Source organism: Hymenobacter wooponensis (assembly GCF_004745865.1).
GTDB classification, from domain to species: domain Bacteria; phylum Bacteroidota; class Bacteroidia; order Cytophagales; family Hymenobacteraceae; genus Hymenobacter; species Hymenobacter wooponensis.
Window position 1 is genome coordinate 1,029,155 of the sequence record NZ_SRKZ01000001.1, and the last position, 20,674, is coordinate 1,049,828.

Here is a 20,674-nt window from a genome sequence, read left to right on the forward strand (position 1 = left end):
TATTTAGGCCATTATTTTTTCCTCACCTATTAATAGGCTCTGCAATAAGCTGCGTGCGGTAGTTGAATCGCTTACGCAGTAACGGGCTAATGACCGCGCAGCATTACCTACTTTTATTGTGTAAGCTTCAGGCGGCAATACGCCAAACGTATCCTCATCGGTGCGACCATCACCGATGGCTAGAATGAATTCTGAGGTCTCCTGGTTTAGCCAACGCGCTACGGCAGTGCCTTTATTAATGCCGGCATTCTTCACTTCTAGCACTTTACTTCCTTCCAGCACCTGCAAATCAGTGTTGGAAGTGATGAAGGAAAGGTGGCTAAGTAACTCTCGGGCCCGAACGGCTCCTAAGTCGGCATCAACCCGCCGGTAGTGCCAGGCAAGAGAGTAGTCTTTCTCCTCCACGAAAGAACCAGCAGTACGGCGCACATATAGCTCCATAATAGGGCGTAACTCCCGTTTCCATTCGGCGCGAAGCTCCTGAAAGAGCTGCCAGTCTTCTCCGGCGCGACGCAGCCAGATACCATGTTCGGCAATGAAGTCGACAGGCAAGTGGCCTAGCCATTTTTCTAAGGTACTTCTGTCGCGGCCACTGATGATGACTACGCGGTTGCGCGGGTCTTCAGCTAGAGAGCTTAATAACTGGAGTAGCCCCTCATCAGGCTGAGCTCGTTGCGGGTTAGAATGGAAGCGCACTAGCGTACCATCATAATCTAGCAGCAACAACCGGCTGGTAGCCGTTTCATACGCTGCTTGCAAGTAAGCTTTAGCCTCCTGATCCAGGGAATCAGTAGTATAGATATGCTGCTTGATCTTGCTATAGGCCAGTCGATCCATGAATAGCTTGGTCCAGGCAAATACATCGTACTGTTTTACCAGTGCCCGCAAATGGCTCATGCGGGTGGCTTGCTCTTCCTCGGGCATTAACAGCGCTTCGTTCAGTGCATCAACCAAGTGGTTGGTGTCGGTAGGATTGATAAGCAAAGCATCCGACAGCTCTTGGGCGGCACCGGCCCGCTCGCTTAGAATCAGGACTCCACGCTCGTCGTTTCTGCAAGCAATGTATTCCTTGGCCACCAAATTCATCCCGTCGCGCACGGGCGTTACCAGGGCAATATCAGCCAAACGGTAAAGTGCGACTAGCTCTTCGAAGGGGAAGGAACGGTAGAAATAATGGATAGGCGTCCAGGAAATGGTACTGTATTGGGCATTCAGTCGGCCTACTAATTCATCTATTTCCTCTTTCAAGCTCTGGTATTGAGCCACTTGGTCGCGAGATGGTACCACTACCATGAGCAGGCTGACTTGCCCACGCCACTCGGGGTAGCGTTCCAACAGCCCTTCAAAAGCCCGTAATCGTTGGGCAATGCCTTTGGTGTAATCCAGTCGGTCAATAGAAAGAATGATGCGTCCTTCGCGCAGAGCCTCGCGGTAGGCCAGTACGTGCTGGGCTACTGCCTCTGAGTTAGCTGTTTCCGCGTAGTGCTGGTAGTCAATACCCATGGGAAACGCATCAATGAGCACGGGACGACTAGGCGTATCTATTTGACCGCTCTGGTTAGGGTAGCCCAGCATATGCGAAACGGCACTAATAAAATGGCGCTGATAGCCGAAAGTATGGAAGCCAATGAGGTCGGCCCCCAACATTCCTTCTAGCAACTTGGCTCCCCACGGCAGTACCCGCACTAACTCATACGAGGGAAACGGAATGTGCAGGAAAAAGCCAATAGTTGCTTTGGGCCGCTCGCGGCGAATCATTTCCGGCAGCAGCAGCAGTTGGTAGTCGTGCACCCAGATGGTATCATCAGGTCCAGCTAGCTCCAATACTGCCCGGCAGAATTTCTTATTTGCTGCTACATAGGCCTCCCAATGTGCTTGCTCATAGAGCGCATATTCACTAAAGTAATGGAACGTAGGCCACAGGGTACCATTGCTGAACCCCTCGTAATAGTCATGAATCTCACTTTCAGTGAGAAACACTGGGGCCATACTATCTGCCTGCAGGCGCTCAGTTACCTGTTGTTGCTCATTAGGGTCGTCGACGAACATGCCGGGCCAGCCAACCCATACGTTGTCATCGGCCCGATAAATGGATCCTAGGCCAGTAGCCAGCCCGCCTTCGCTAGGCTGAAACGTGAGGCCCTGACCAGTACGCTGCACTTTAGTAGGCAGCCGATTAGAAACTATTATGGTACGGGACATCTGGCAAATGAAAAGGCCATGCTCATGCTGGCGCTGGTATACTTACACACTGCTACTCTTTACGCCGTGGCAGGTTACACAGGCAGGGTATAGCACTGCCCTTTAGCAAGTAGGTGCAGTCGTAAATCCCGGATCGAAAAAACTTCGCCGGGCTTAATCACTGCAATAGTGTTGCCCGTGCATTCATGTCCATCTACCACCACTACTAAGCCGTTACCGATAACCTCTAAGTCTCGGCCTTTCGTTACGAGCACGGCAGTGTCTTCTTCCAGGCCTAGGCCTATGCAGCCGGGGTTGGTGGCAATAATTTGCGCCATGCGCACAATCCGCCCCCGAGCAACAAAGTGCGTATCAATGGCCACATCGCGCATGAACTGCAGCCCCGTGGTAATGTGAATTTCATCTTTAACGAAGCCAGCATCATTGCGACCCTGATAAATCATGGGCGTGCTCATAGCGGCCGCTCCGGCGCTGGTTCCAGCAATCACAATCGGGTCATGCTGATACCGCTCTGCCATGCGCTTAAGCAACTCTGTACCGCCGAAGATGGAGGTAAGACGTAACTGGTCGCCGCCGGTAAACATGATACCATCGGCCCGATTAATCATGGCTAAGGCTTCGGGGTCCTTGGTCTCTTCTCTGCTCCGGATGTTGAGCACTTCAACGTTCTTAATACCTAGCTCAGAGAAAACATCTATGTAATCTTGAGCCGCTTCATCAGGCTCTTCTGATGCCGTAGGAATAACGACAACGGTTTCTTTAGATGATAATTCATTAACAAAACGCTCTAGAATAAAATCAGCCGACTGCTCGATGCTGGTATCTCCTTCGGTTTTGGTTTTGCGTTGTTCATGGCCACCAATTGCTAACAGGCGGCCTTTAGGGGCAGAAGAGTGGGTCGTCATAGAAGAGAAAAGAAGTAACGGGACCAACGGAGCGTGAAGTTGCCTACGGCTTGAAAAAGCAATGGCACCACCGCTTAGGGTTGGAACTGCGAGTCTGAGGCAGTAGCCTACAGCTCAAGTGACAACTTTTTTACGGCCCGATTTCGCGCGTAGCAGTGCTATAAATACGGATTTTGCTATTCGGCAAACTCGTATTCGCATAAGCTATTCTACTCCTGCTCCCCTCCTTTCCCGTGGTTCTCCCCACTGCAGCCTGTTAGCGTGGCGGGCCTAGGCCACTTGCAGCGTGCGCCACTCACTGTTCACTAGGTGCACTAGGCGCAACAGTTCTGCTTCAGTGCGGACTGGCCCGCGGTAGCACAGTTTGCCCTCAAACAAGCTGCCGCTATAAACTTCAACCTCTCCCCCAGCGGTAGGTACAAAGACCCGTAGTATCTCACCAGCGCTCGGCCGCACATAAGTTGTGCCAGGTGCGAGGTCAGATACATCCCAGCTGATTGGAAAGAAGCCAGCTTCGTGTAAATGCACAGTCAACATATTGGGCGTACTATTAATAAGCAAGTTTATAACGACAAAGCTCCAGATAATGAAGCTGTTTGCTCTCAGCAGAAACCCGGAAACGACTACATATTAATGCGGGTTTTGCACCTGCGTATTTGTCGCCTCACCCTACAGTTTGTTTTTAAACTGAACCGCTTATAAGTATTAGTGGCCCGCTTGCTATTTCACCGATTTCGACTATCTGTTGGCCTTTCACACATCATAGCACTGCCTGCCACTTACACTGTGCCAGTATTTTGTGGTTTAGCTGATGACTCAAGAATGAACGATGGTGAAAGGTAGCAGGCTGATAGTGAGTACCCACTTATACATTATTCCAAAGAATTGATTTGCAGCTAAATAAGCAAAGTTATAAATATGTTAACAGCCCTATCATAGCAAGCTATTGCTTTAAGTTGGTAACATTAAAATAACATTAACCACAAGAATCAACCTAGTAGTTTTGTGTCTGATTTTCATCAATCTCCTCTTATGAGACGCAATCTTTACGCTTCTGTGGCTTTAGTGCCAATGGCGGTTTTGTCAGCTCACCTCGGTTGGGCGCAGGGTACTACTACCTCGGCTATGAACGGTGTTATCACCGACAAGTCGGGAGCAGGCCTGCCTGGTGCTACGGTTATTGCCGTGCACACGCCCACCAACACCCAGTACGTGGCCCCCACTAACTCGGAAGGCCGTTTTAACTTACAGAATATGCGTGTTGGTGGCCCTTACACCATTCGCGTTTCGTTCGTGGGCTACAAAGAATCAGTGCGGGAGAACATCTTCCTGACGCTAGGACAGAACTTGCGCCTCGACATCAACCTGAGCGAATCGGAGCAGACGCTAGGCGAAGTAGTAGTAAGTGGTCGTCAGGACCCAGTTATTAATGCTGGCCGGACAGGTGCCGCAACTACAGTACAGCGCGAGCAAATTGAGCGTCTGCCTACCCTGAACCGTTCGTTGAACGACTTTACTCGCCTTACGCCTCAGGCGAACGGCCAGAGTTTCGGTGGTCGTAATAGCGGCTTCAACAACATTACTGTTGATGGCGCAATCTTCAACAATGCCTTCGGTCTGCAGTCGACGGTAGGTGGTCAGGCTGGTGCTCAGCCTATTTCCCTGGACGCTATTGACCAGATTCAGGTAAGCATTGCTCCTTACGACGTTCGTCAGGGCTCGTTCACGGGTGCTGGTATTAACGTTGTTACTCGTTCGGGCACCAACAAATTCTCGGGCTCCATCTATGGTTTCTACCGCGACCAGGACCTAGTAGGTAAGAAGGTAGGCGACTTCAAACAAGATTATCCCAACTTCCGCCTGCACAATGAGGGCTTCCGCGTGGGTGGTCCCATTATCAAGGATAAGCTGTTCTTCTTCGTGAATGCGGAGCGGGAGCGTCGTAACGACCCGCCAACCGGCAACTTTACAGCCAACCGTTCCGACTCGCAGCCAGTTGCCGGCTCCCAAACCTCGCAGGCCCGGGCCCGCGACCTGGAAACGTTGGGCAACTTCCTGCAGGAGCAGTATGGCTACAACGCGGGTGCTTTCGAGAACTACAAGCTCCGTTCGAACAGCGACAAGGCTACGATTAAGATTGACTGGAATATCAACCAGAATAATCGCTTTAATATCAAGTACAACTACCTGAAGTCGTACGCGGATATTCCACCAAGCACCTCGGGCGCCATCAATAACCAACGCTCGCAGTCGCAGTTCGGTCTGCCCTTCTCGTCGTCGTACTACACGATCAACAACAACCTGAACTCGTTTATCGCGGAACTCAATAGCACCTTGGGTGGTGGTAAGTTCTCGAACAACCTGACGGCAGGTTACTCTGCTTTCCGCGACTTCCGCGAGAGCAGCGGGGGTATTTTCCCGTTGGTTGACATTGGCACGAGCGAAGGCCGCAGCACCTCAACGGCTGCTCTGAACGGCATTAACGCTGCTAACTCGCTGACATCCTTTGGTTACGAGCCCTTCTCGGCATTCAACATCCTGAACTCGGATGTATTCCAGGTGGGTGACAACTTCACGGCGTACTTGGGCAAGCACAACGTGACGCTGGGTACTTACAACGAGTACTACAAGTTCCGTAATGGCTTTGCTCCGAACTACTACGGCAACTACTCGTTCAACTCCCTCGAAGATTTCTACGCTTCAGCAGGATTTGATTACAACCGCAGTACGGCTACGTATACTCCGCTAGCAGCCGGCGCTACCCGTCCTGGCCCAGCACGCTATAACCTGCAGTACTCGGCCCTGCCCGGTGGAGAGTTTCCCTTCGCCGACATTAAGGCCGCTCAGCTAGGCCTGTACTTGCAGGATGAATGGTCGGCACGTAATAACTTGCGTGTAACTTACGGTGTACGCGCTGACTTGCCCTTCCTTACTTCAGATTTGCCTCAGAATGACAACGCGGCTAACTTGACCTTCCGCGACGGGGTAAAAATCAATACAAGCTCCGTACCGAAGAAAAGCGTGCTGTTTTCGCCCCGCGTTGGCTTCAACTGGGACGTGATGGATAACAAGAAAATGCAGGTGCGGGGTGGTACCGGTATCTTCACGGGTCGCGTACCGTTTGTATGGCTTTCCAACCAGGCCAGCAACAATGGTGTGCAGTTCGGCTCTTACAGCCTGAGCGGTTCCAGCACCATCAACCCCACCACAGTTACACCTACCTCTCCCGGTACTCCTTCCTACTTTAACCCAAACGTAGACGCTTACCGTCCGCAGAACGCCACGGCTAACACGGCTTACAACTTGGCGGTAACAGATAAAGACTTCAAGTTTCCGCAGGTGTGGCGTTCTAACATTGCTATAGACCAGCAGCTAATTGGCGGCATTATCGGTACGCTGGAAGCCTTTTACACCAAGGATCTCAATGCCGTTTATCACCAGAACGTGAACCTGCCGGGCAGCGAGGCCGAGCCTTTTGCTAGAGCCAACGGTGCCGACAACCGCCCTATTTTCTACACCTTCGGGGCTCCTCAGACGGGTGCAAATGCTGGTTTGGTAACTGCTAACCGCAACTACCAGATTTACGGGGCAGTGCCGGCTTCCCAAGGTGGCAACACGGCGGCTCGTCCGAACATCAGTGATGCCATCCTGATGAAGAACACTAATAAGGGTTACTCATACGCCCTGACGGCCCAGCTTCAGAAGTCGTTCAACAACGGACTTTACCTAAGCGCCGCTTACACCTACTCCGACTCACGCTCGGTTAACGATGGTGGCTCGATTGCCCAGTCAATCTGGCGTGACCGCTCTATCTCGGGCGACCCGAACGCTGCAGCACTGAGCTACTCACAGTTCCTGCAGCAGCACCGGGTAATCGGTTCGGTATCGTACCGGAGAGAATACCTAGGCCACTTGGGCACCACTCTATCGCTGTTCTACGAAGCTGCTCCTGCTGGCCGCTTCTCTTATGTGTACTCGGGCGACATGAATGGCGACAACCAGACCTCGAACGACCTAATGTATGTACCGCGCGACCAGAGCGAAATCAACCTGCGTGATATCAATCTGACGGCGGCTCAAGGTGGTGGCGTATACACGGCTGCTCAACAGTGGGCTGATTTGAATGCCTATATCGATCAGGACAAATACCTGAGCGACCGTCGTGGTAAATACGCTGAGCGTAATGGTGCTGTGCGCCCCTGGCAGAACCGCCTAGATGTACGCTTGCTACAAGATGTATTCACCAACATCGGTGAGAACCGCAACACGCTGCAGCTAAGCTTGGATATCTTCAACGTGGGCAACCTCATCAACAGCGATTGGGGCGTGTTCCAGACGGCTAACCGCGTCAACCCGCTAACCTTCGATGGCTATAACGCCCAAGGTCAGCCCGTGTTTGAGTACCGCTACCTGACCAACCCGGTTGGTACTGCAACAGGTGGGGTTACTACGCCGGGGGTACCGCTCACAAAAACCTTCCGCAACGATACCGGTGGTATTGGCTCGCGTTGGCAGGGGCAGATTGGCTTGCGCTATATCTTCAACTAAGCCAACAGGTTACCTTTAAAAAGTGGGCTAGCGTTAGCGCTGGCCCACTTTTTTTGTGGCCTAGACCACATCTTTTTTGCGTTTTTTTGAGCGCGGCTCTTGCAGATTCAAAAAGCCGGCGTACTTTTGTCACACCAAACGCAACCGGCGGGCGGCAACTATAAAACGGGGGATTAGCTCAGCTGGCTAGAGCGCTTGCATGGCATGCAAGAGGTCATCGGTTCGACTCCGATATTCTCCACTCCGTTCTCAAAAGCCCAACCTTACGGTTGGGCTTTTTTGTTTTTAGCTTCTGCTGTGTAGCTCTATACATTTCTACTTTTTAGTCCAGAGAAATTAGAAATGGCAAGTGAGCCTGTTTTCACAAAGTGCATTAGGCCTAGGCCAGTACATAATAGAAAAGGCTCCTCATGCGGGGAGCCTTTTCTATTATGTACTGGCCTAGAAGGTCGCTTATACAAACAAACCTTCTACCGACAGATACCGCTCACCCGTATCGTAGCAGAAGGTTAGCACACGACCACCTTCGGGCACTTCATCAAGCTTCTTGGCTACGGCGGCCAGAGATGCTCCGGACGATACGCCCATAAAAATGCCTTCTTCGCGGGCGGCGCGCCGCGCCATATCAAAGGCTTCTTGCTGACTTACTTGAATGGTACCGTCGAGAACTTCACGGTGCAGGTTGGCAGGAATGAAACCTGCGCCGATTCCCTGGATGGGGTGCGGACCTGGAGCACCACCGCTGATTACGGGAGAAAGCTCAGGCTCTACGGCAAAAGTCTTCATGCGTGGAAACAGGGGCTTGAGCACCTCCGTCACAGCTGTAATATGGCCGCCGGTGCCTACACCCGTGATGTGGAAGTCGAAGCCCTCGGGCATGTCGCGAAGGATTTCCTGGGCCGTAGTTTCAGCATGCACCCGAATGTTGGCGGGGTTTTCAAACTGCATGGGCATCCAAGCACCGGGAGTGTCGCGCACAATTTCGCCGGCCTTTTCAATAGCGCCTTTCATACCTTTTTCGCGGGGCGTAAGCTCTAGGTTGGCTCCATAGGCGGCCATGAGGCGGCGCCGCTCAATGGACATACTCTCGGGCATTACCAACGTGAGCTTGTAGCCTTTTACGGCTGCTACCATGGCTAGCCCTACGCCCGTATTGCCGGAAGTAGGCTCTACAATTAAAGAGTCCTTATTCAAGAGGCCATCTTGTTCGGCCTGCTCAATCATGGAGAGGGCAATGCGGTCTTTAATGCTGCCACCGGGGTTTGAGCGCTCCAGCTTCACCCATACCTCCACATCGGGGCGGTGAGCGAAAAGGCGGTTGAGGCGCAACAAGGGCGTGTTACCGATGGTATCCAGAATGGAATTAGCTTTCATGGGGTAGGCTGTAGGTTTAGGGAGTGGCAAAAGTCAATAACAGGCCCAGGGGCTACAAATTCTTTTCTAGGCCTGTGTGAGATGATACTTAAATGGAAAACGTGATGTCGGCGGCAGGGTCTTCGGCACGCGTAACCTGAATTTGGGCCCGGTGGTACACCCGCGAATGCGAGGGCACGCTCTCCGTCAGCCACACATTGCCGCCAATGATGCTATGACTGCCGACCACCGTATTGCCGCCCAAAATAGTGGCCCCGGCGTAAATCACCACATGGTCTTCAATGGTTGGGTGGCGCTTGATGCCTTGTAGGTGCTTGGCCACGCTTAGGGCCCCTAACGTAACGCCCTGGAATACCTTGGCATGGGCGCCAATTACGGCCGTTTCGCCAATTACGATACCCGTGCCGTGGTCGATGCAGAAGGAACGGCCGATGCGGGCGCCTGGGTGGATATCAATGCCCGTACGCTGGTGGGCGTACTCGCTGAGCAGGCGCGGCACCCGGGGTACCCCGCGCTGGTACAGGCCGTGAGCAAAGCGGTGCAGGGCAATAGCATAGAAGCCCGGGTAGGTAGCCACAACTTCGGCCAGGCCTTCTGCAGCAGGGTCGGCGGCAACAATGGCCTGGGCATCGAGCAGCAACATTTCCCGCAGCACAGGCAGGCTGGCTACGCAGTCGGCGGCAAGCTCTGCGGCAGGCTGTGGGGTTTCTACCGCCAGCAGCAGGGTGGTAAGGTCGTCTTGCCAGATGCCTAGCGTAGCCGCAACAGCATCGGCATTGCGCAGGGGGCGCTCAGCGCGCTCCGGAAACAGCAAATTGAGGAGTTGCTCGGCGAGGTGGCAAAATCCTGGGCCGGGCAGTGGCGCAGCGGCTTGCTGATGAGCCTGAGTTAGCGCCTGAATGAATGCATCGTGCGACATGCGATGTGAAACTACAAGGGTGGCCTAGCAAGCGTTAGCTCTGCTGAGCCGTAAGATATAGGCCTAGGCCCAGTCAGCAACCCCTTGCGGGCCGGAAGGTTTAGGCTTGGCCTCGGCAGCAACCGCTACAGATGACTTTGCGTTAGCCTATCAATTCCCTTCCATTTACCTAATCATACGGCACTATGTCTGATACGACCATCACGAAAGTAGATTCCCGGCACTCACCTAAAGGAGCCGAGGGTGAAAAATACCTGGCCTCAGGCAAGCACGTGGCCATGCGCATGTGGGAAAACGAGTCGCCGGCAGAGGCCAAGGAGCCTACCGCCCGTCCGTACGAAACGGTTGGGTACGTACTGCAAGGGCGCGCAGAACTGCACATTGAGGGGCAGATGGTGTTACTGGAGCCCGGCAACTCCTGGGTAGTGCCTAAGGGTTCTTCTCACACGTATAAGATTCTGGAATCCTTCACGGCGGTAGAAGCTACCTCTCCCCCAGCCCAGGTTCACGGCCGCGACGAGGACTAATAGTGTAGCCCTGCTGGCTGCGATTAGCTTGCACAAACCCTAGCCTAGCTCTTACTCAGAGCTAGGCTTTTTTTTAGCTGTTTGGGTTAAAACAAGTTGAGAGTGGCGCACGTACTAGCAGCATCTGCGTCACAACATAAGCTAATTAATTATGAAAATTATTTACTTATCGAGTCGATTATAGATAACTTATTCTTAGAACGACGGGGCATGATCTCACGTGGCAGGAGATATGCGCAGCACTGCTTAAGCAGGCAATTGAAGGACGTGTTTTTTCTCACCTGAGGTGCTTTGCTCCCAGGCAAGCACCACCGCTTCTTACACTTTTGCTATGAACCAATCAGTACTCCTGCTGGCTGCAGGCCTGCTATTGCCTGGCCTACAGGTAACAGCATCTGCTCAATCCCTGTACGTTAACGACCTAGGCTCAGCGGGTGACGTGTACACCACCGCCCCGGGCAGCCCCACTGGCAATGGTACTAGTAGTGCTCCGTTTGCTACGGTAGCTGCGGCCCTACAAGCCGCCAGCCCCAACTCTACTATCTATATTGATGCAGGCACTTACTCAGAGCGGGTAGTGCTGGATAAAAATGTTAGCCTGCAGGGCGCTGGCAGCGCTACTATCTTCGATGGTGGCCTAGCAGCTGGCAATGGCCAAACGCAGGAAGCTGGCTTCTTTATTACGGCTGCGGGCGGATCGAGCACTCCGGTAAAGCTCTCCAAGTTTACGGTGCGCAATTATGACTTTGGCATTCTGACCTCGGGCGGACCTACCAGTAATTTTGTGGTGGAGGATGTGGAAGCTGTTTCTAACCGACAGACTGGTATATTCTGGAACAGCCTGAGTGGCACTCAGAACCTTACATTTCGGCGGGTACGGGCGGCGCAAAATGCTCTGCCACCCAATACTAATAACAATGGCGCGGGCCGCGGACTTTTCATAGTAAACGGTCATAAACAAAACATTCTGATTGAAGACAGCCGCTTTGAGCAGAACCGCCGGGGTGGCCTAGACGTCAACGACGGTAGCGTAAGCGGCTTGGCTATTCGAAACAACCAGTTTACTCAGAATGCTGGGGCGGCCCTGGCCGTGCTGGGCGCGGCCGGCGAGCGGGCCAGTGGTGTATATACCAGCATTGCCGCCCTGATTGAGAATAATGCCATCCGCGACAATGCCTCTAACGGCATGGAGCTGAAAGCTTGCACCGGCACTGGTCTCGGGAAAGGGGCAGGGAGCTTTGTGGTGCGCAATAACTACATAGCGCGAGGCCTAAGCCAGCCAACGAACCTTAGCTTCGATAACGCGGGTATTGCGTTTGTTGACCGTGACCGGAATGTTATTGGTATCGGCGGTGGCATTACCGGCGACTTGGAAACCGGTGGCGCCTTCATTCAGAGCAACACTGTACGGGGCTACTTGTCAACTGGCCTAGGCGCTACCTTGCTTAACATCAATGGCTTTGGCGTGGTGCTGGAAGGTGGCAACAACAAGGTATTTAATAACATTATTGCCCAATGCCAGCGGGGCGTGCAGGTGCAGGACCGGCCCGCTACTACTACAACCACTAGCACCCCTTTCTTCGACATCGACCGAAACACCGGAGTGGTTTCTATCAACGACAGCATCCGCTACAATCGCATTGATAGTTGTGCTACTGCTTTGAGAGCGGTAAACCTAACCAAGGTGGTAGAAGCGGGTCTGAACTGGCTAGGATCCAACTCCTTTGAGGCCGTACGGGGAGCCGACGGTACCAACGGTGGTGTGGTGACACTGGGTGGACCGACAGGTTTTGCGTCACTTTCCGCCTTTGAGCCAACTGGTTTTATTACCTACTCTCCGTTCCTCAACTCCCGCACTGATGCCTCGGCTACTCCGGGCTTCCAGGCAGATTTATCCTTCCTGAACGTTGACCGGTTTTGCCCTACTCCGGGTCCAATTGCCTGCCTGCAGAAAGGCGTGAACTTAGTGACCGAGAACGGAACGGTGCACATGTTTGCGGCCATGTATGACCAGGATGTCATTATCGCTAAATCACTGACCCTGACGAATTCGGGCTCACCGACTACTATCCAAAACCTAACCCTGAATGGTCTGAGCAAAGTGGTAACTCTCGGCTCACCTCTCCGCATCAATGGCAACTTAGCGCTGGTTAATGGCTTTATTAACTCCACTGCTACTAACCTGCTGACCATTTTGCCCACCGCTACCAGTACGCCTGGCAGCAGCACGTCCTTCGTGAATGGCCCGGTGCAGAAGATTGGCAACACGGCCTTCATATTTCCCATTGGGAAAGACACATTTTGGGCTCGCCTGGGTATTACCGCCCCATCTACTGCTACAGCCAGCTTCACCGCGGAGTACTTCCCAACGGCCTACGCTAGCGCGGAAATAACTAGCCCGCTACGAACGGTAAGCCGCGTGGAATACTGGAACCTGAACCGCACAGCGGGCACCGATAACGTGCAAGTTCAGCTTTTCTGGGAGAATGGCGCGCGCAGCGGCATTACTGAGTTCTCTCCTAATCTGCAGGTGGCACGCTTCAATGGCACTGCCTGGAGCACCGAAGGCAACGGCGGCCTCGCTGGTAGCCTTGCCGCTGGCTCTGTGTTATCGGCTGCTCCTGTAAGCGAGTTTGGCGCCTTCACGTTTGGCTCCGTCGCTCCTCCCCTCCCGGTTGAGCTAGTGCGGTTTCAGGCCACGCCTATAGGGAACAGCCGCGTACAATTGCGTTGGGCTACGGCTACGGAGCTTCATAACGAGGGCTTTGGTTTAGAGCGCAGCCTTGATGGAAAAAAGTGGCAGCAAATTGTCTTCGTGCAAGGCAAAGGCAGCACCAGCCAACAGCAAGAGTACACCTACTCCGATCAGCCCAACCTCTTCGATCAAACACTTTACTACCGCCTGCGCCAGCAAGATACTGACGGCAAGAGCACCTATTCTTCAGTGGCCACTGTAACTCTTTCCGTCTCTAGTTTAGCCAGCAGCATCAGCGTGTACCCCAACCCTGCAGCTCTCGCCGAACACGTGAGACTAGCCCTCCCCCGCCCCCTGGCAACGGCTACCCACGTTCAGCTCCTAGATCTGACCGGCCGCCTCGTGCTGACCCAAATAGTGCCCGCCAACGCCACGGAGGTAACTCTACAGCTCTCAGATGAATTAGCGAAGGGCACCTACCTTGTTCAGGTAACTGGCCTAGAGAGCAGCGGCAAGCCCATACGCCTGGTGAAACAATAGGCTTCTCTTACACCCAGCATTTAACAAAACGGCCTCCCTGTGTGGGAGGCCGTTTTGGTTTTACTATTACTACCGAACCAATTCAATCTTGTCAATTCGGTCACCGATTTCAAGCTTACTTACCACATCCATTCCGCTCACTACTTGAGCAAAAATGGTGTAGCGACCATCGAGGTGGGGGGTGGGCGCGTGGGTGATGAACCACTGGCAGCTTTCGGTGTCTTTGCCGGCGGAAGCTAGGCCTACGGCTCCTTCACCGTAGTGCCGGTCGGCTAGTTCAGAGCGCAGGTTGTAGTCGGAGCTACCCCAGCCGTCGCCGCGCGGGCACCCGCCTTGGGCTACAAAGTTGGGCACTACGCGGTGAAAATTGCGGCCGTTGTAGAAGCCCTGGCGCGTGAGCTCTACGAAGCTAGCCACTGAGCCGGGCGCGTCTTCAACCAGCAGGCGCAGTGTCACATCGCCTTTCTCCGTGTGCACCACGGCGCGCTGAGCGGCGGGCAACTCTGCCACCAAGCTCCAATTTATGGGGTGCGTGGCGGCCGTGGCCACGGGCACGGGCGTGGCTTTCTTTTTCTGCAAATAGTCGATGGTTTGCTGCAACGACTGCCAAGCCTCCAGGTCGCGGGGCAGCACCAGCCGGTCGCGGGCCTGCACTAAGAAATCGGCAGTAGGCAGCAGACGGCGTAAGTCGAGCTTAGGGTCGCGGATGGCTTCGGCGGCAATGCCCATGCGAGCCACATCCTGACTAAGTACCCCCTGGCGTAGCGTCAGCGCAAACTCGGCGTGCTGGTTTACGGGGAAATCGGCTTGGTTGCGCATTGCCACCAGTGCCTCCATCCCGTAGGTCCCGATAACCACCGACTGGTTGGGGGCGAAAGTGGCCTGGCGCACAAACTCAAATGCCGCCGGGTCCTCGCCTAGTGCTTTCAGCAGGTATCCTTTCTCGTAGGGGCTGGTAGCGGTGGCATAGCGCGCCTGCACCGCCGACCGCACGGCCTCGCGGCCCGTAGTTTCCTGCTTTAGCGCGGCCGCCAACAGAGTACTCCGCACGCGCCACTGCGGCAACTTATCAGCCTTTTCTAAAAAGAGGGAGCCCGGCTCATTGGTGGCGTTAGCCAGAAAGAATTCTGCTGCTGACAAGGCCACCTGCGCATTGGCATCGGTTAGTGCCGCCCAGGCGGCTTCCTTCACGGGGGCGTACATGGCTGCGTTCATGGCCCGCAAGGCACTCACCCGCACCCGATAGTCAGGGTCGCGGCGCGATAAGCTGGCCAGTAGGCCAGGCACTACCGGGTCTTGCGTTGCCTTCCCCAGCGCCGAAGCGGCAGCGCTACGCACAGCATAATGTGGGTCTTGCTGCGCTGCTGCCCCAATGAGCATGGCATATGGCCCCAGGTTAAGCCCCCGAGTACGCGCTAATGCATTGGCAGCAGCCAGGCGAGCCCCGTAGGGGTTGGTGCGGCCCAGCAACTGCACCAGCCGGGCTACTGCCGCTTCAGAAGTAAGCCCCCGTAGGCCCGCCCGGTAAAGGCCCCACGCTTGTCCGCTGAGCGCGGCCGTATCCGTAGCTAAGGCAGCTGGCAAACGCACCAGAGTGCCTAACCCAGCGCGGGAAGTGCACCGGCCGAGCGCTTCCAACTCATAGCGCCGCACCGTAGGGTCGGGTTCTTGCAGGATATAGTTGTTCAGGCTAGCCTCAGCGGTTGAGTCGGCGGTTTGGCCCAGCGCGTATGCTGCCGCTTGGCGCACCGGCACACTTACATCCTGCAGGCGAGCTATCAGAGCACTGGTGGCCGTTTTGCTTTGCACGGAGGCAAGAGCCATAGCTGCTTCGCGGCGGTACTTAGCCTCTGGGCCTTCCAAGAAGGGTAACAACGCAGCCGTGTTGCGCTCATCCTGGGCCGTGGCTATCTGGCGCAGGGTGGCATCTTGGGTGAACTTATTGGTGGTAGCGGGAGCAGTAGCAGCCGGCGGATGAGCGGTGCAGGCCAGCAGCAGCGCGCAACCCGTACTAGCAACCGTAGCCGCCATGCGGCAGAAGGCAGAATAATTCATGGTTGCCCAAAATACGGGTTTCGGCGGAGGTAGAGGCGAATACACCTGAAAAGAAGCGGTTTTACTGCCCTCCCCTGGCCTAGAACCCAACATTGCCGGTTATCCTTATGCAGAACAACCGGCGACTAGTCTAGTGTTGCCTGTGTTATCAGTAGGCCACCTAACGCTGGGGGAGCACCTCCTGCACGCCCGCCAGCACTTGCTGGAGCTGGGCAAACAACAGCTCGTTGCCCTGCTGTTGGTAGCCGCTTAGCGCCGTCTCAAACCCGCTGAGGTCGTAGAGGAAGGCCCTAAGATTGTCGGGGGTGATGGCGCTGAAGTGGCGGCCGTAGCCTAGTTTCTCAATCTCGGCGGCGTTGAGAAATTGCTCAAACTGCGCTGGAATAGGCACGGCGCATACGGGCTTGTGCAAGTACACTGCTTCACTGATCAGGGAAAAGCCGCCGTTGGTTACTACTGCCCGGGCACTAGCTAAATCGTCGATAAAGCCCTGTTCACTGAAGGCGCGTAGCTGCACGTTGCCGTGGGTTTCTTCCTTGTTAAACCCGTACACCCTGAACTCTTGACCCGGCAGTTCCTGGAGCTGAGCTACCAAGTCTTTCTGCGTAGTGGCCGACTGGTACACTAGTACATGCTGACCAGCGCTTGGCCTAGCACGCAGAATTTCGGGCCGGATGATGGGTGGTACCAGCGTAGTATTCTCCTTAATAACCGGCAGCGCAAAAAAGCTGGTAATCAGGTAATGATGGCTACGAGGCAGCTTGGCGCGCACAATCTCACGGGCTACGGTGAGGTTGCCCCGTTCTGAGGCGGGCACGGCAATATCTAGCTTAGCCCGGCTGATGATCTGCATGTTATCAATGCTGACAACCGGAATTCGGCGCCACTTGGCAAAGAAATAACTAAACGACTCGAAGTCAGAAATCACCAGCTCGGGCTCAAAGTCGCAGAGCAGCTCTTGGTACTTGCGGAAGTTTACTACCAGGTTTTCAGGGGCTGTGCGCAAGGTTAGGGCCGCAGTGCGCAGCTTGGAAACGGTAAGTTGCCGGTAGGCCAGGTGAAACCCCCGAATCTCGTGGACGCGGCCAGGGAAATTTGCTGCCAGCATCTGGAAAGCGCGTGAGCTGCTTACCACGCACACGTTGTGGCCCTGCTCCAGCAGGTGCGCAATAACTACTTTGCTGCGGGTAGCGTGGCCTAGGCCTTCACCCGGCACTCCGTAGAGAATATTCATAGAGGATACTGTTGAGGATATCTCTGGCGTGCTAAAGTGAAGTTTTTGTCCCAGACCATTGGCCCTCGGTTGATGGCTTAAGCCTCTTCATCGCCACAATGGGCAAGATGTGCCCGAAGCGAAACAGCTAAAAGTACAAAAGTAATGAGCGTTAGTGCTCCGCATGCCCCTATATTCAGCTGATATTAGGCGTATAGCTACTTATTGTAAGAATGAAGATTCCTATCTCACTCTGGCGAAGTTCACTTAGTGGGTATGCGGTGGCAACCCTGCTGCTGGTAGGGGTAGCGTTGATGACTTACCGGAGCTTGGCGCGCCTTCTAGATCATGAAGCCCGGGTAGAGCATACCCATGTGGTATTGGTGCGGCTGGAAAGTGTGATGTCGTTGCTGAAGGACGCTGAAACGGGCCAGCGTGGCTACCTGCTAACCGGCGAGGACGCATTTCTGGAGCCGCTGCGCATAGCCGAGCGCCGCACCGCGCAGGAGCAACGAGCCCTCGATAGCCTTACCGCCGACAATTGGGTGCAGCAACGGCGGCTCGACACGCTGCAAGCCCTCGTAGCCAGCAACTACGCTTTGTTGCAGGCTGATTTGGCCGCTTACCAAAGCCATCAGCGCTACAACGTAGCTGACCTGCGGCAGTCGAAGGCCCTGATGGACCAGTTACGTGGCCTAGTTAGGCGCCTGCAAGCCGAAGAGGAGCACCTGCTGGTCGTGCGTCGGCAGCGCTCCGATGACTATGCTCGCCTCACTTACCCGCTGATTTTGGCGTTGACGCTTTTTGTAGCTGGGCTGGCCAGTTGGCGACTACAGCGGAGCCAAGCCGCCGAACACCTCTCGAAGCTAGAAAGCAGCGCCCGATTTGCGCAGTTGCTTGAGAACTTGCCCCACCTGGCCTGGACGGCCTCCCCCGATGGAACCTTCACCTACTATAACCGGCAGTGGGCCGACTACACAGGTGCCAGCCCGGAGCAATTAGCCCTAGAGGGAGTAGTTCCCTACATGCACCCCGACGACCAACTGCAGGCCAGAACCGCGTGGCGGCATTCTTTAGAAACCGGGGAGCCCACGCCCGATCTGCGCGTTCGGTGGAGACGGGGCCACGACGGGGAATATCGCTGGCATTTGGCCCGGACGGTTCCACTGCGTAGCATCAGCGGAGAGATAATCATGTGGATGGGCACCAGCACTGATATCCACGCCCAACAACTACAGCAGCAGGAGTTGGAACGCGTAAATACCGACCTCGACAACTTCATCTATTCTGCCTCCCATGACTTAAAAACGCCCATCAGCAACATTGAGGCGCTACTAACTGCATTGCGGGAAGAGCTAGCTCTACCTCCACAGGCCTCTGACATTCCACCTCTGCTCAACTTTATGGAAGGGGCCGTAGAGCGCTTTAAGCGCACCATTTCCCACATGACGGAGGTAGTAAAGCTGCAAAAGGCCAATAGCGAACCAGCCATCAGCCTTGTGGTGGCCGATGTTGTGCAGGAGGTATGCCTGGATTTGGAGCGCGTAATTAGCACTACCAAGGCAGAGATTAATCTAGACTTGGCCGGCTGCCCCACTCTGAACTTCGCCGAGAAAAATCTGCGAAGCATTGTATATAACTTACTCAGCAATGCTCTGAAATACCGGCACCCAAAGCGGCCGCCGGTGGTGCAAGTGCGCTGCTACCGAGCTGGTGGCTACCACGTGCTTAGCGTGCAAGACAATGGACTTGGCTTAAACTTAGGTTTGGAGCAGGAGCAAAAGCTTTTTGGGCTCTTCCAGCGCTTACACGACCACGTGGAGGGCTCTGGCGTGGGGCTTTACATGGTCAAGAAGATTGTGACCAACAATGGCGGACACTTAGAAGTAGAAAGTCAGCTCGGCCGCGGCTCAGTCTTTCGAGTATACTTGCCGTAGGATTTCTTCCTATGTTACAGCACACATCCGTTAGTTCTTCCCTTTCCTTATGCTTCCTGCTATTCTGTTGGTTGATGACGACTCAACAACCAACTACCTCAATAGGCGTTTGCTTGAGCGCCTAAATGTGTGTGATGAAGTGCTGGTGGCACTAAACGGACAACGAGCTCTGGACCTATTGCAAACGCGCTGCTCCTTTGGCGAAGGTGCCTGCCCAGCGCTGATTTTGCTGGATGTGAATATGCCAGTGATGAATGGGTTCGAGTTTCTGGAGGCTTTTGTGCAGGTTCCAGCGCGTCAGTCGGTCGTAATTGTGCTGCTCACCAGCTCACAGCTCGAGGAGGACTTGGTAATGGCCCAGCACCTGCCTGTGGCAGAGTTTGTGAACAAACCCCTGACTCGCGAGAAAATTACGGAAGTACTGAATCGGTACTTCGACCAGCTCTTGCCCAACTAACTGCTAGGCCACTACCCTACCTACCCCACCACAATAAAGCCCGCGTACTGCGCTTGGCTCAGGCCAAGAACACCAGTACGCGGGCTTCTTACTTTCTGCTAGTGGCCTAGATTACCGGCGCGAAGTAGGTACGCGGAACTGTAGGCCGATGCTTGGAATGAACGTTACGCCTTTCAACGAGGCAGTGCGGTTGTTCAGCAGCTGGTACTCGCCATAGTTCTGGTAGTACACTGAGAGAGCCGGGATAACGTAAGCGTAGCGGTAGCCTAGCTTCACGTTGATGAAGCCCCCAAACGAGGAAAAGTTCTGCTTGGCTACGGGCAAGTTTGGAATCTTATCGGCGACGGAGCCACTGCCGGGGCCGTTGTACACGTTGCGTGGCTCGAAGCCGTAGCGCAAGAAGCTGTGGGCGTACATGACACCATACGAAATGGCGCCAATCTCCTCCTCAGGTCCAAACGACTGGCTGAATACCAGCGGGATAATTAAGTCGTGGCGGCTGGCTTTGAAGCCCAGCACATCGTTCACGTTATCGAGGAAGGGCACGCTGGGCAGCTTGGCGCGCTGGGTAGCGTATTGTAGCCCGATGCTGCCGTACGTTACGCCCGTTTCGCGGCTGCCGGGGCTTTCAGGCGTACCCGTAGTGCCCATGAATTGGTACATGGCGTCGAAGACGTGCGAGCCAAAAGCATACTTGTAGCCAACATCTAGGCGCTCTGCCAGGCCATAGCGCACATACAAATCGGAGGAGGGGCGCACAGGGTCGAGCACGAAGGCTAGGGCCGCTACCTGCAGTTTCTCAATGGTTTGGTTGTAGCGTACGGTGTCCTTGTTGGCGGTTTCGCGGGCGGCGGTAATCAGGGCCGAACCGGTCTTGCTGATAGTTTCGGTGGGCACATTGAAGGCCATGTTGCCACCAATTTTAAACTCGCCCTTAGGCGTTACCTTACCAGTGCTAACAATGGCGCGGGGCGCCGTGCAGGAGGCTGTAGCGAGCAGGCCGGCCACCATGGCCAGCGCCGAAACCGAGCGGAGAGAGGAGAATGCTTTCATAAGAGCGAAACAAGGAAGAACTGGCCTACAGCCACAGAGCGGGCTGCTGGCGAAAACCGGGCCGAAAGTAGGCAAAGCGCGCGTAGCCTTATAGGGGGTAGGGGCTATATTTCAAGCCACCCGGCCCTCGCGTGCTTGAACGCCGGCTGGTGCTGAGCATTGTGCAGCAGGGCATTCTGACTTATATTTCATTCCTGACAGTACGCTTCTGGGCAGAGCAGCTTGGTTGAGTAGGCGTACACGTGCGCT

General features: G+C 54.7%; 12 protein-coding genes and 1 tRNA gene. 6 read left to right on the forward strand and 7 right to left on the reverse strand.

Annotated features, from left to right (window positions below):
* Positions 1 to 3: 3 nt before the first annotated feature.
* Together EU557_RS04335 and EU557_RS04340 are read right to left on the reverse strand one after the other, a co-directional pair.
* Complete coding sequence (locus tag EU557_RS04335) at positions 4 to 2,202, reverse strand: bifunctional alpha,alpha-trehalose-phosphate synthase (UDP-forming)/trehalose-phosphatase (protein WP_135529170.1); 2,199 nt, start codon at positions 2,200 to 2,202, stop codon at positions 4 to 6.
* Positions 2,203 to 2,276: 74 nt separating this feature from the next.
* Complete coding sequence (locus EU557_RS04340) at positions 2,277 to 3,107, reverse strand: cyanophycinase (protein WP_135529171.1); 831 nt, start codon at positions 3,105 to 3,107, stop codon at positions 2,277 to 2,279.
* A gap of 1,032 nt (positions 3,108 to 4,139) precedes the next feature.
* On the opposite strand from EU557_RS04340, the gene EU557_RS04345 reads away from it, so the two are divergent.
* Together EU557_RS04345 and EU557_RS04350 are read left to right on the forward strand one after the other, a co-directional pair.
* Positions 4,140 to 7,655, forward strand: coding sequence for a TonB-dependent receptor (locus EU557_RS04345; protein ID WP_135529172.1), 3,516 nt, complete (start codon positions 4,140 to 4,142; stop codon positions 7,653 to 7,655).
* A gap of 167 nt (positions 7,656 to 7,822) precedes the next feature.
* Positions 7,823 to 7,896: transfer RNA gene (locus EU557_RS04350), tRNA-Ala, on the forward strand.
* Positions 7,897 to 8,108: 212 nt separating this feature from the next.
* Here EU557_RS04350 and cysK read toward each other — a convergent pair.
* Positions 8,109 to 9,029, reverse strand: a complete 921-nt coding sequence (gene cysK, locus EU557_RS04355; RefSeq protein WP_135529173.1) for a cysteine synthase A — start codon at positions 9,027 to 9,029, stop codon at positions 8,109 to 8,111.
* Between the two features lie 88 nt (positions 9,030 to 9,117).
* Positions 9,118 to 9,948, reverse strand: coding sequence for a serine O-acetyltransferase (locus tag EU557_RS04360; RefSeq protein ID WP_135529174.1), 831 nt, complete (start codon positions 9,946 to 9,948; stop codon positions 9,118 to 9,120).
* 185 nt (positions 9,949 to 10,133) lie between these two features.
* Here EU557_RS04360 and EU557_RS04365 point away from each other — a divergent pair, with 185 nt between their 5' ends.
* Positions 10,134 to 10,475 carry a cupin domain-containing protein gene (locus EU557_RS04365; protein WP_135529175.1) on the forward strand — a complete coding sequence of 114 codons (342 nt, stop codon included), beginning with the start codon at positions 10,134 to 10,136 and terminating at the stop codon, positions 10,473 to 10,475.
* A gap of 331 nt (positions 10,476 to 10,806) precedes the next feature.
* Complete coding sequence (locus EU557_RS04370) at positions 10,807 to 13,710, forward strand: T9SS type A sorting domain-containing protein (RefSeq protein ID WP_135529176.1); 2,904 nt, start codon at positions 10,807 to 10,809, stop codon at positions 13,708 to 13,710.
* Positions 13,711 to 13,779: 69 nt separating this feature from the next.
* On the opposite strand, the gene EU557_RS04375 is transcribed toward EU557_RS04370, so the two are convergent.
* Entirely contained in the window at positions 13,780 to 15,765 is a 1,986-nt protein-coding gene (locus tag EU557_RS04375) for a peptidylprolyl isomerase (RefSeq protein ID WP_167855084.1), read from the reverse strand.
* Between the two features lie 160 nt (positions 15,766 to 15,925).
* Positions 15,926 to 16,999, reverse strand: coding sequence for an MJ1255/VC2487 family glycosyltransferase (locus tag EU557_RS04380; protein WP_135529178.1), 1,074 nt, complete (start codon positions 16,997 to 16,999; stop codon positions 15,926 to 15,928).
* A 212-nt stretch (positions 17,000 to 17,211) separates the two neighbouring features.
* On the opposite strand from EU557_RS04380, the gene EU557_RS04385 reads away from it, so the two are divergent.
* Positions 17,212 to 18,915, forward strand: a complete 1,704-nt coding sequence (locus tag EU557_RS04385) for a sensor histidine kinase (RefSeq protein WP_135529179.1) — start codon at positions 17,212 to 17,214, stop codon at positions 18,913 to 18,915.
* Positions 18,916 to 18,964: 49 nt separating this feature from the next.
* A complete protein-coding gene (locus EU557_RS04390) occupies positions 18,965 to 19,372 on the forward strand; it encodes a response regulator (protein WP_135529180.1) in 408 nt (135 codons plus the stop codon).
* A 111-nt stretch (positions 19,373 to 19,483) separates the two neighbouring features.
* On the opposite strand, the gene EU557_RS04395 is transcribed toward EU557_RS04390, so the two are convergent.
* Positions 19,484 to 20,425 carry a hypothetical protein gene (locus EU557_RS04395; protein ID WP_135529181.1) on the reverse strand — a complete coding sequence of 314 codons (942 nt, stop codon included), beginning with the start codon at positions 20,423 to 20,425 and terminating at the stop codon, positions 19,484 to 19,486.
* Positions 20,426 to 20,674: the final 249 nt, after the last annotated feature.